8 protein-coding genes are annotated in these 12,684 nt (G+C 59.4%); 5 read left to right on the plus strand and 3 right to left on the minus strand.

Going from position 1 to position 12,684, the window contains the following annotated elements; translation table 11 throughout:
• The first annotated feature begins 34 nt into the window (after window positions 1-34).
• The 5 genes from D2E23_RS04045 to D2E23_RS04060 are packed head-to-tail and all read left to right on the plus strand — an operon-like array spanning window position 35 to window position 8,365.
• Window positions 35-2,278: an N-6 DNA methylase gene (locus D2E23_RS04045; RefSeq protein ID WP_164520660.1), complete on the plus strand. Its 2,244-nt coding sequence runs from the start codon at window positions 35-37 to the stop codon at window positions 2,276-2,278.
• A complete protein-coding gene (locus D2E23_RS11915) occupies window positions 2,275-3,087 on the plus strand; it encodes a type I restriction-modification system subunit M (protein WP_206431989.1) in 813 nt (270 codons plus the stop codon). The genes D2E23_RS04045 and D2E23_RS11915 overlap by 4 nt, the downstream gene beginning before the upstream one ends.
• Window positions 3,062-3,994, plus strand: a complete 933-nt coding sequence (locus D2E23_RS11920) for an HsdM family class I SAM-dependent methyltransferase (protein WP_206431994.1) — start codon at window positions 3,062-3,064, stop codon at window positions 3,992-3,994. The genes D2E23_RS11915 and D2E23_RS11920 overlap by 26 nt, the downstream gene beginning before the upstream one ends.
• Window positions 3,994-5,286, plus strand: coding sequence for a restriction endonuclease subunit S (locus D2E23_RS04055; protein ID WP_126029712.1), 1,293 nt, complete (start codon window positions 3,994-3,996; stop codon window positions 5,284-5,286). Before D2E23_RS11920 ends, D2E23_RS04055 begins: the two co-directional genes overlap by 1 nt.
• A gap of 25 nt (window positions 5,287-5,311) precedes the next feature.
• Window positions 5,312-8,365 (plus strand): type I restriction endonuclease subunit R, encoded by a 3,054-nt coding sequence (locus tag D2E23_RS04060; RefSeq protein WP_164520661.1) that lies wholly within the window; start codon window positions 5,312-5,314, stop codon window positions 8,363-8,365.
• Window positions 8,366-8,448: 83 nt separating this feature from the next.
• Here the strand turns inward: D2E23_RS04060 and ispG are convergent, their stop codons facing one another.
• The 3 genes from ispG to D2E23_RS04075 are packed head-to-tail and all read right to left on the minus strand — an operon-like array spanning window position 8,449 to window position 12,662.
• Window positions 8,449-9,675: a flavodoxin-dependent (E)-4-hydroxy-3-methylbut-2-enyl-diphosphate synthase gene (gene ispG / locus D2E23_RS04065; RefSeq protein WP_126029840.1), complete on the minus strand. Its 1,227-nt coding sequence runs from the start codon at window positions 9,673-9,675 to the stop codon at window positions 8,449-8,451.
• 53 nt (window positions 9,676-9,728) lie between these two features.
• Window positions 9,729-10,964, minus strand: coding sequence for a 1-deoxy-D-xylulose-5-phosphate reductoisomerase (dxr, locus tag D2E23_RS04070; RefSeq protein WP_126029841.1), 1,236 nt, complete (start codon window positions 10,962-10,964; stop codon window positions 9,729-9,731).
• Between the two features lie 36 nt (window positions 10,965-11,000).
• Window positions 11,001-12,662 (minus strand): DivIVA domain-containing protein, encoded by a 1,662-nt coding sequence (locus tag D2E23_RS04075; protein WP_164520662.1) that lies wholly within the window; start codon window positions 12,660-12,662, stop codon window positions 11,001-11,003.
• Window positions 12,663-12,684 lie beyond the last annotated feature (22 nt).

Consider the following 12,684-nt stretch of genomic DNA (forward strand, 5'->3'; position numbering starts at 1 on the left):
TCACACTGTATCAATACTGTGAATGGAGGTAAATATGATCAAGGGTATCGGCAGTTCGGCATCATCGCCTGACATCAATACGCTCACGTCAGCGGACATTGCGCGAATGGCCAACGTCCGCCCCTCGGCGGTTTCCAATTGGCGCAATCGAGCGAATAAGAACTTTCCGAAGCCGGTGGACTCCAAGGACGGCCGCCCTCTGTTCGACTACGATCAGGTGGCTGCATGGCTCACCGACAATGGCATTGCATTCAAGGACACTCGTCTGGAACAGGCCGCGTGGTCGTTCTTCGATCAGTGGCGCAATCAAGCCGATCCTCTTGAGATGGCATCCTTGCTGCTCTGGGCCATGTGCCTGAACCGCATGACGCAACGATTCGACATGGATGACGCATGGGCCAAACTGCTCGCCAGCATCGAGACCGAACCAATGCATGCCATGGACTACTGCGACCATCTGGTCGCATCCCTGCTACAGCACATTGCGACGACCGCCACAAGCGCGTCCGCAGGCACCGCGCTCTCTCTTGCACTGACGAGGCCCGAGGAAGTCGGTTCGCTGAGGCCGGGCGATCTGTCTGAACTGCTGCGCTTCACAGAAAATCTATCGTCCCACGGCACTGACAAAGCCAATCAGCTGGTCTCACTGATTCTTGAGCGGAGCATCATCAGCCAAGGACGCATGAGTGGTGATTTCGGACGACCGAACTCCTCGGTATCCACACTACTTGCCAAGCTTGCGTCGGCCTACCTGAGGGAACAAGATCATGCACTCGGACAGCAGGTCACCGTATACGATTCCGCTTGCGGCATCCTTGAGAGTCACTTGCAGTTCGGCAAGATTCTGAGCCCCAGCGAGAACCCCGACGGCACAGACAATACAACCCCGGCATCTCGACTCGCACTTCGCTGCGCGGACATCGACCGTCATACCGCTGTCCTTGCCGCACGCCGGTTCGTGCTCGCGGAGGAGACCGGCGTGTCTCTTGATATCCATATACAGGACTCTCTGGCGCAGGATCCATTCCCCGGCGTGCGATCCGACATCGTTATGCTGGAAGCGCCATTTGGCATGCGCTGGGAACCGAACACCGCAGACCCCCGCTGGAAGTATGGCATACCCACGAAGAGCAATTCATCACTGGCTTGGATTCAGGATGCCCTCGCCCATCTTGCCGACGACGGACGTGCATTCGTTGTGACCTCTGGAGGACCGCTATTCAGTCAAGGCCACGAGGCCGAAATCCGTCGTTCGCTGTTGGCTGCCGGATGCGTGGAGGCGATCATCGCCTTGCCTGGCAATCTATATGTCAATACGGCAATCCCCACGTTCATCTGGGTGCTATCCGCCCCGAATGCGAGCCGCGATTCCATTGCGATGATCAGTCTGACGGAAAAGGACTCTCGATACCGGTCTTTGTCCGACATGCCGTCTTGGATAAGACCCGCCTTGGAATGGTTCGCCCATGGCACGGTGTCTAAACTACTCGCTGTCCATTCCATCAGCATACGCAATGTGCGTTCGGTAGAGATCCTCGGCAAGGGACGAGTTTCCTTGTTGCCTGCAGATTGGCTTGGCAGCGAGCCTCCGAGCGCCGCGAGCATCAACAGGACCTACCAATCTCGTCTTGCAACACTGCGAACATTACGCGACCAAGTATCCGCAGCCCTCAATACGCTTGACGGATTCGATGCAGAGATATTCGACTGCTCCCAGGCGAATACCATTCGTCTCAGGGAGATCGCCATGATCAGACAAGGTGATTATGGCGGTCCAGAGAGCCACAACCTGCCCGACGAGGTAATCGGCGCCAAGGACGTGCGAAGCCATCACCTTCACGCCAACACCTCCCTTCCTCACAATGAGGAAGACGGCATCGTCACACAGAAAAATGACATCCTACTGGCTGTGGGCAATCGCCCTAGTGCCATGGTTGACCCTGAAGGCGGCCATTACGTACATAAGAATGTGCACCTTGTCCGGCTCATGGACGGCCAGTGGATTCCGGATTATGTGGCTCTGATGATCGAGGGCAAATGGAACTGCGGTTCTGCAGAGTTCGTACTGAAAAGAGTACGTCCGACGCAACTGGAGATCCCTGTGCTGCCGCTGCCCCAGCAGCAGCGCATTGTGGATTACGCACGTGCTGTGGAAACACTGAATCGACAGGCGGAACTCTACAAGGCACAGCTCGACACTGTGGCGAGTGCTGCACGATACAACGCAGTCATTGATACGGTAAAAGAAAACTCAGTAAAGAATGGAGAAACACGATGAATCACCAGTCGATCGTGTCGTTCATCTGGCAGGTGGCGGACCTGCTGCGCGGCGACTACAAGCAGCATGAATACGGCGACATCATTCTGCCGTTCACGGTGCTGCGTCGTTTGGACTGCGTGCTGGAACCGACAAAAGACAAGGTGCTCGCTGTCGAAAAGAGCACGCAGGGCATGTCGGAAGGTGTCCGCGAGCGCCAGTTGGAGAATGTGGCCGAACTGCCGTTCTACAACACAAGCCGGTACACGATGAGTCGTCTGCGCGCCGACCCGAGTAACATCGCGGAGAATCTTAACGATTACGTTCAGAAGTTCTCGAAGGATGCACTGGACGTGTTCGAAAAGTTCGATTTCTTCAACCGTGTTGACTCGCTGGCGGCGAATAATCTGCTGTTCCAGATTGTCGATAAGTTCTGCACGGTGGATCTGGGACCGGCGGCCGTGGATGATGCTGAGATGGGCGACATTTACGAGAATCTGCTGCGGCGATTCTCCGAAATGTCGAATGAGACGGCTGGTGAACACTTCAGCCCCCGCGACGGCCTCAAGCTGGCGGTGGATCTGCTGATCGCCGGCGCTGCGAACGATCTTTCCCAAGGCAACAAAGTGGTGAGGGTGTACGATCCGTGCGCAGGCACGGGTGGAGCGCTCTCCCTGTTTGACGAGCAGGTGCAGGCCTACTATCCGAACACAACCGTTCTTTGCTATGGGCAGGAGCTCAATCCCGCGACGTTTGCCACCTGCAAGGCCGATATTATGTTGAGGGGGGGGGGATGCCAAACATATAGCCTTTGGCAACACTCTCACTGACCCTGCGTTCGAGGATGAACGGTTCGGATATCAGATTTCCAATCCGCCGTATGGCGTGGATTGGAAGAAGATAAAGGACACGGTGGTAGCCGAAGCCAAGGGTCGGGATGGAGGACGTTTCGGCGCCGGCCTGCCGCGCGTGAGCGACGGTCAGCTGCTGTTTATCGAGCACATGGTCTCGAAGATGCGCCCTGTGGGAGTTGGCGGAGGCCGTATTGCCGTATTCATGAACGGCTCTCCCTTGTTCACCGGCGCGGCGGGTTCGGGCGAAAGCAATATCCGTCGTTGGCTGCTGGAGGAACGCGATCTGGCGGAAGCGATCGTGGCTATGCCGAACGATTTCTTCTACAACACCGGCATCGCCACCTACATCTGGGTGTTGAACAACAATAAGCCAGTTGAACGCCGCGGCAAGGTGCAGCTCATCAACGCGAATGGGGTGTTCACCAAGATGCGTAAGTCCCTCGGGTCGAAGCGTAATGAGCTGAGCGACGAGCAGATTCGCGCGATCGTGAAGGAATATGAGGCGTTCGAGGAATCGAAGACCTCGAAGATCTTTGATGTACGGGACTTCGGGTACACCACCGTAACCGTTGAACGCCCGCTACGCGATGAGAACGGCGAGATCGTGACCGATCGCAAAGGCCGTCCGAAGCCGGACACCTCGCTGCGCGATACCGAGAACATCCCGCTTACACGGAACATTGACGAGTATTTTGAGCACGAAGTGAAACCGTATGCGCCCGATGCGTGGATGGATCGCAAGAAGGACAAGGTGGGCTACGAGATCCCATTTACCCGTTACTTCTACGAATACACTCCGCTGCGCCCGTCGACCGACATCCTCGATGACATCCGATCGCTGGAAGCGTCCATCGCCGACAGCCTCGCAAAGGTGGGTCTGTGATGGAACGGTACAACGCATACAAAGATTCCGGCGTCGATTGGATCGGCGAGATTCCGGCGGGGTGGAAGACCGCTCCTTTGAAACGAGCTTTGTCTATATTCAACGGAGCCGACTACAAACCGTATGTTGATGATGTCGAATCAAACAACACCATCCCCGTATATGGAAGTGGCGGTTGCTTTGCGTACTGCAACACTGTAATGCATGATGGAGAATCTGTCTTACTGGGACGAAAAGGAACGGTTGATAAACCGTTATATGTAAAGGACCCCTTCTGGACCGTGGACACCATGTACTACGCAATCGCACATGAAGAATTTTCTACCAAGTACCTTTGGTATCTATCCACAAGATTCAATTATGAAAAATATCAGTATGGTTCCGCTCTACCGTCTATGACCCAACGCGACTTGTATTCCATCACCTGTGCTTTCCCTACCTTACAAGAGCAACAAGCGATCGCTGATTATTTGGATGAGAAGACATCGGCGATCGACTCGGCGGTGAAGGATATCGAACGGTCGATTGAACTGCTGAACGAGTATCGTCAGTCCGTCATTTCCGAAGCCGTCACCAAAGGTCTCGACCCGAGCGTCCCGATGAAGGACTCCGGCACCGACTGGATCGGCCAGATTCCGGCGGAATGGGAAATTGTGCCATTACATGCTCGAGCTTCATTCAGCAAAGGACTGTCAATCACCAAAGACGATCTTGTAAAAGACGGAAAGCCTGTTCTGAGCTACGGACAAATCCACTCTAAAACGCATAAAGCCGCTGGCATCGAAAAAGACCTTATCCGATTCGTATCTGATGAATGTCCTGCCTTGGCCGACACGGCCTTTGCAAACGAGGGATCACTCATTATGGCTGACACGTCCGAAGATGTTGCTGGCAGTGGGAATTGCGCATACGTCGACAAGCAGCCAGGAATCTATGCCGGCTACCACACTATAGTCATTAACCCGTCCGCCTCCATCGGTGGGAAATACCTCGGATATCTTGCAATGGACGCTAACTGGCGTTCGCAAATTCGTTCCCGTGTCTCCGGTGTAAAGCTATACAGCATCACCCAAAAAATCCTCAAGGAAGTCAATGTTCTGGTGCCTCCCGAGTCGGAGCGCAAAGCTATCGCTGACTACCTCGACGAGCAGTGTGATCACATCGATTCCCTCATCGCTCAGAAGCGGTCGCTAATTGTCCGGTTGAAGGAATACAGGGCATCACTGATCAGCGAGTGCGTGACTGGCAAGGTCAAGGTGCCTGGTGCCCGTGAAACCGAAACGGAGGAATAGCATGACAGTCAAACCGACCCGTAGCATGAGTGAGCGTACATTCCAGAAGCACGTGCTCGATGGATTCCAGCAGCATGGCTACACGTACGTATCGTCGTCCATAATGGACGCGAACTTCAACCGAGAGACAGCCATTGACGAACAGACGCTGATGGAGTTTCTTACCGAAACCCAGCCCAGGGAGGTCGCCAAAGTCGAACGCCAATACGGTGGGCAATGGAGTGCGGCTGTCGTCAAGCGTATCGGGCAGGTCATTGCCGATAAAGGCCTGCTCTGGGCATTGCGCAACACTATCGACATGGCACCCGGAGCGAAGTTCCGTCTACTGTACTTCAAGCCGAGGAACGAGCTGAACCAGACCGCAATGGAGCATTACCGGGCGAACCGGTTCTGTATCACCGAGGAGTTCCATTACGGAACCATGAAGGATGATGTGAACAACCGCATCGACGTGGTGCTCATTGTCAACGGGTTTCCGCTCATTACCGTTGAACTGAAGAACCATCAGACCGGTCAGACGGTCTGTAACGCCATCAGGCAATACATGACTGATCGCAATCCGAAGGAGAAGGTATTCCAGCCGGATCTGCGCTCGCTCGTCCACTTCGCCGTGGACGCGGATGCCGCTTACATGACTACGTGGCTGGACGGCAAATCCACACGCTTCCTGCCATACAACCAGGGCAACGGTAAGGACGGTGCCGGCAATCCTTCGGCCGAGCCGGGCAAGTTCCGCACTTCATACCTGTGGGACAGGGTGCTGACATCGGATTCGCTGCTCGACATCATCGAACGGTACACGCAGATCGTCTACAAGACCGAGGACGAGCAGGGTCGGAAGATCACGCGCAAGGCACGCTCCACCATGAAGGCCGTGGTCTTCCCCCGCTACCATCAGCTGCACGCGGTTCGTCGACTCATGCAGGCGACCACCGCGGACGGTCCGGGGCATAACTATCTCATCCAGCATTCAGCCGGTTCAGGCAAGTCGTATTCCATCGCATGGCTTGCCTATCATCTTGCATCGTTGACGCACGGGAACGGCGAAGCGTACTTCGATTCCATCATCGTGCTCGTGGATCGCGTGGTGCTCGATAGGCAGCTGCAGGGCACCATCATGAGCATGTCTCATCAGCAAGGGACGGTGTCCATCGCCAAGGATTCGGCAGGACTACGCGACGCGATCAATAGAGGATCTCGCATCATCATCTCCACAATCCAGAAGTTCCCGTACATTTACAATCAGACCGACACAGCCGGCAAGACATTCGCCATCATCATCGATGAGGCACATTCCTCGCAAAGCGGAGAGGCGCATCGCAAGACCAAGCAGGCGCTCGGCGAACATACGGGCTTCAACGTCAGAGTCAACGAATCTGATATTGATGACGCTGACGACGCCTTCGACTGGGACGACAGCGGCTTGGACGAGGACTCGGACGACGCCGCACTGCAGGTGCGCGGTGAGCTGAACGCTCAAGGAGCGCAACGCAACCTTTCGTTCTACGCATTCACCGCCACGCCAAAACCCAGCACACTGGAGGTTTTCGGCACGCGCAACCCCGCAACCGGCAAGCCTGAACCTTTTGACCTGTATTCGATGCGTCAAGCCATCGAGGAAGGATTCATCCTCGACGTGCTCACGAACTACACAACGTTCAAAACGTACTTCGAGCTCGTCCGAACCACATCAGAGGACCCGAAACGCAAGGCCAGTCGCGCGAAGAAGGAAATCATGGACTTCGTGAAGCTCGACCCGAGCAACGTGTCCAAGATCTCGGAAATCATCATCGACCACTTCCACGACCATGTGGCGGCATTGCTCGATGGCCACGGCAAAGGCATGGTGGTGACGTCAAGCCGACGGGCCGCCGCCGAATACTACCGATACATGCTGCACCTTGCCTCGCGACCAGAATATTCGGGCGTCAAGCCGGTCGTCGCATTCTCCGGCAAACTCAACATCGACGGCGAGGAGGTGACCGAGGCCACGCTCAACGGATTCCCATCCGGCAAGATCGCGGAACGGTTCGACACCGACGACTACAACCTTATGATCGTGGCGAACAAGTTCCAGACCGGCTTCGATCAACCGAAGCTATGCGCCATGTACGTGGACAAAAAACTCACCGGCGTGGCCGCCGTGCAGACACTGTCACGTCTTAACCGCACCTTCCCCGGCAAGAGGGCGCCCATCGTACTGGACTTCGCCAACAATGCGGAAACCATCCAGGCCGCATTCGAACCGTACTACACACAGACCGAAATCGACCGGGTCACCGACCCGAATGTCATCTATGACATGAAGACGGCACTCGCCGACTTCCAGATCTACGATGACACGGACGTCGAATCACTATGCCGAGTCTGGTATGCAAAGCCGGACGCCGATACCATGCCGGAAATCCTACGCATGCTCGAACCAGCCAAGAACCGTTTCAACGATCTTGACAACGAAAGCAAGGACGAGTTCCGCAAGCGCGTCCGTAAATTCAACCGAACCTACATGTACGTAACGCAACTGATAAGGCTCGACGATGTCGCGCTGCTTCGACTCGACACGTACCTGCGGTTCCTCAGCCGTGAACTCCTCTCCGAACGCGAGGACGAGGAGCCCATTGACGGCATGATCGCTGTGGCGAAGCTGGAGATCAAATCCAAGGAAAAGTCACAGAACATCAGTCTGACCGGCGGCGATCCAGTGAGGAACAACGCCGGAACAGTGGGCGTAGGCAAGCCGAATGACGAACAGGACCTGTTGTCCTCGATCATCGAAGCACTCAATGAACTGTTCGGCACTGACTTCGGTACTCCCGCGAAGCAATCCATTGGAAGCATGAAAGCCATACTCGACACCAATGAAACCCTGAGCAGACAAGCACGGAGCAATTCCCGCGCCGACTTCAAATCCGTATTCGAAGACGCATTCTACGCAGCGTTGTTCAGCACTCAGGGCGAAAACGAAGAACTATTCCGTCGTCTGACCAGTGATACCGAGGAAGGTCATCAGGGTCTGAATCTGGTGTTGGTTTCCATGCTCAACGACTACTACAACCGCCGACACAGTGGAAATAAGTAAGGGTAATGGTTTCGGCCGGTAGACATACTATCTGGTCTGTCTACCGGCCGAAACCATTTGTTATGCAGAGGTCGGGCACCCCGTCACGCGGTATGGTGCTTGCCGTCGGAGGTGATCGGGACGACGACGGGCTCGGTGCCGTCGAGCGTGCGGCCCTCGGCCTCGGCCTGGTCCTTCATGTGTTCGGCGATCTCGTGGGCCTTGTCGAGCAGCGTGTCAACGATCTGGTCCTCGGGCACGGTCTGGATGACCTTGCCCTTGATGAAGATCTGGCCCTTGCCGTTGCCGGACGCCACGCCGAGATCGGCCTCGCGGGCCTCGCCCGGACCGTTGACGATGCAGCCCATCACGGCCACGCGGATCGGCGCGGTGATGCCCTTGAGTCCGTCGGTGACGGCGTTGGCCAGCTGGATCACGTCCACCTGGGCGCGGCCGCAGCTCGGGCAGGAGATGATGTCGAAGTGGCGTGCGCGCAGACCCATGTATTCGAGCAGCTTGCAGCCGACCTTGACCTCCTCGACGGGCGGCGCGGACAGGGACACGCGGATCGTGTCGCCGATGCCCTCGGCCAGCAGCGCGCCGAACGCGAGGCACGACTTGATGGTGCCCTGCCAAGCTGGGCCGGCCTCGGTGACGCCGAGGTGCAGCGGCCAGTCGCCCTTGGAGGCGAGCAGACGGTAGGTCTGCACCATGGTGATCACGTCGTGATGCTTCACGGAGATCTTGAAGTCGTGGAAGCCGACGTCCTCGAACAGGCGCGCTTCCTTGAGGGCGGACGCCACGAGCGCCTCGGGGGTGGGGCCGCCGTACTTGGCGTACAGCTCCTTGTCGAGAGAGCCGGCGTTCACGCCGATGCGCAGGCTGATGCCGGCGTCGGTGGCCGCCTTGCAGATGTCCGGCCCCACCTGATCGAACTTGCGGATGTTGCCGGGGTTCACGCGCACGGCCGCGCAGCCGGCGTCGATGGCCTGGAACACGTACTTCGACTGGAAGTGGATGTCGGCGATCACGGGGATCGGCGACTTGGCGACGATGGCGGGAAGCGCGTCGGCGTCGTCCTGGCTGGGCACGGCCACGCGCACGATGTCGCAGCCGGCCTGCGCGAGTTCGCCGATCTGGCGGAGCGTGGCGTTCACGTCGGCGGTCACGGTGTTCGTCATCGACTGCACGCTGATGGGCGCGCCGCCACCTACGGGCACGGGGCCCACCATGATGCGGCGAGACTTGCGCCTCGGGTGCAGGGGGGATTCGGCGATGGACGGCTCCCCCGTCTTGCGGAACGGCTTGGCGCCGTCCGCGGCGGTATCCATGGCCACGGTATCGGTCGTATTCGTTTCAGTCACGTTCGTTTCAGTCACGTCAGTCACGATTTGTTGTCTATCAGATGATCGGCGAGTCGGCGGGCGGTTTCCTCGAGTCGGCTCATTTCCTCCACGGACTCGAACAGGGGGGCACTCCTCAGTTCGGTGTCCATCTCGTCGAGCACCTCACGAACGGTGTCGACGATGCCGAGGTAGGGCAGGCGACGTTCAAGGAACGCGTGCACGGCCTGTTCGTTCGCGGCGTTGAGCACGGCCGTATGCTTCTCGGATGCGGCGAGGCAATGGCGGGCAAGACTTACCGCGGGGAAGGTCTCATCGTCCAGCGGTTCGAACGTCCACTGGGCGGCCTGCGTCCAATCGCACGGCTTGGCGACGTTCCCCAGACGGTACGGTGCGGACAGGCCGAGCGCGATGGGCAGGCGCATGTCGGGCGGCGACGCCTGGCTGATGGTGGCGCCGTCGCGGAACTCCACCATGGAGTGCACGATGGACTGCGGGTGCACGGTCACGCTGATATGGTCCGGCGGCACGTCGAACAGACGGCTCGCCTCGATGACTTCCAGGCCCTTATTCATCAGGGTGGACGAGTTGATGGTGACGACCGGTCCCATGTTCCACGTGGGGTGGTTGAGCGCCTGTTCGGGGGTCACGTCGGCCAGTTCGCTGCGGTGACGGCCGCGGAACGGACCGCCGGACGCGGTGACGACGAGGCGTTCCACCTCGCCGTGCGTGCCCGAGCGCAGCGACTGCCAGATGGCGGAATGCTCGGAGTCGACGGGATTGATCTGCTTGGCGCGGATCTGCGCGTCGAACAGCAGATGACCGCCGGCGACCACGGACTCCTTGTTGGCCAGGGCGAGCTGGGATCCCGCCTGCAGGGCGGCGATCGACGGTTCGAGGCCGATCGATCCGGTGATGCCGTTGAGCACCACGTCCGCGCCGATGCCGGCGATGTCGATGACGGCCTGGTGGCCGGCGGTCACCTCGACGTCCGTGGCGCCTTCCCGGGCGAGCGCTTCGCGCAGCGCGGGCAGCGCGGATTCGTTATGTACGGCCACGTGGCGGACGTGGAAACGTGCGGCCTGGCTGGCGAGCAGGTCCACATGGGCGCCGCCGGCGGCGAGTGCCACGACGTCGAATCGTTCGGGATGGCGTGCGATGACGTCGAGTCCCTGGGTGCCGATCGATCCGGTGGATCCGAGGATGACGACGGTGCGGTGCCAGTCGTCGTTCTCGTTCGGCAGGGTCGGATCGGGGAAGTTGGTTGATGGGGTCATGATGCGTGTGTTCTGTGCGTTGTGGTCAAGCACGTGTTATCGCGTTTCCTTGTCGTCGTCCGGAGAGGGGAAGGTGAGGTTCGGGATGTGGAAGTCCACCGCGGGGATCGAACTGGTGTCGAGCAGCGAGGAGAAGTAGTCGTCGGGGTCGGGCTTGCGGGCCGTGGAGGACGTATCGTGGTCCGCCGTCGTGGCCTGGGGCCGTGACGGGGCCGCGGGCGCCGGGGCTGGCGTGGGAGCGGACGTGGATGCCTCGACCGGGGTCGCCGGCGTTCCTCCCACGACGCCCGATTCGATGGACGGGTAGCTGATGTGCCGTCCGTGGTGGGTCTCGACGGGAGTCGAGGGTGCGGACGACGAACCGTAGGACGGCGTGGGCTCGGGCTCATATGCCGGTGCGGCGTACGACGGTGCGGGCTGAACCGGGGTATCCGTCGTCGTGTACGACGGGGTGGTGGGTTCGGCGATCGGAGCGGAGGCGGGTGCCTCGACCGGGGTCGCCAGCGTCTGTGCCTGAACGGGGAACGACGGCGGCGTGGCCGTCGAGGCGGCGAAGGTGAACTGCGGGACGGTGTTTTCGACCGGACGCGGGAGCGTGGTGGTGGGCGTCTCGTTGGCCGCCGGGAATGCGGGAGCCGCGGATGCCGCAGGATTCGACGGCGTCTCGGGGAACAGCGGAGCCACCGCCGGGGTCTGTGCCGGGGCGGGCTTCTCGGCCGCGGAGTTCATCAGACCGTTGAGGGATCCGGTCACGGCGGCTGCCGGAGTGTCGGCGGCCGGAGAGGTGTCGGACACACCGCTGAAGATCTCGGTCTCCGCTTCGCGAAGGTTGTAGAAGGAGTCGTCACGCTCACGCTCACGTTCCGTGCGCGCATCGTCGGTCTCCGTGGCGGATGCGGCGGCCGCGACAGGGGCGGATGCCTCCGCAACCGCGGCGGCCGGTGCTGCGACGGAGGCCGCCACGGTCAGCGGGGCGGCGGGCGCCTCAACGGGGGCGGGCTGCGCGGCGGGCTGGATGGATGGGGCCTCGGCGGCTCCGGAAGCGGGGAACAGCGTGCCTTCCAGACGGGCGAAGGATTCGAGACGGGCCAGCACCTGGATGGCGCGGTTGAGGTAGGCGTCGACCTGACGTTCGCTGTAGCCGCGTTTGCCGGTGCGCTGCGTAAAGATGATGTTGGACACTCGCGTGGAGGTCAGTTCGGCATCGATCTTGCGTACGGCGTCGCTTTCGCGCTCCTCGGTCTCGCCGAGCTCACGCTTGATCTTGCCGACCACCTGATTGACCAGACGGTCGACCTGCTTGCGATCGTAGGAGGGATGGCGGGATGCACCCGGATCGAATCGGTTCTTGGCCGGACGGTCGGCACGCCCGTACAGGCTGTGCGCCAGCTGCTCGGTGGCGGCACGCCATGCCACGCGGCCGAACTGGGTGACGTCCCATTGGGTCTGCTTGTCGACCACGGCCTTTTCCAGACGATTGAGAGCCGCGTCCACCTGGGAGATCACGTAGCCGTCCTTTTCCAGTGCGAACGACACGTTCTGGATGTCTTCCTGGCTCATCTTCGGCTCGTCGTCCTCATACAGGGTGTGGGCGCGCTCCAGGAATGCGTCCACCTGCCCGACGTCATAGCCCCACTTACGCTTGCCTGCGCGAGCGATCGTCGCGCTATTGCGCTCTGCCGCGGGCTTCCGTGCCATAGTATCGACCTCCTTGGCCGCA

The sequence above is a fragment of the Bifidobacterium callimiconis genome (genome assembly GCF_003952005.1).
In the GTDB taxonomy this organism is placed as follows: Bacteria; Actinomycetota; Actinomycetes; order Actinomycetales; family Bifidobacteriaceae; genus Galliscardovia; species Galliscardovia callimiconis.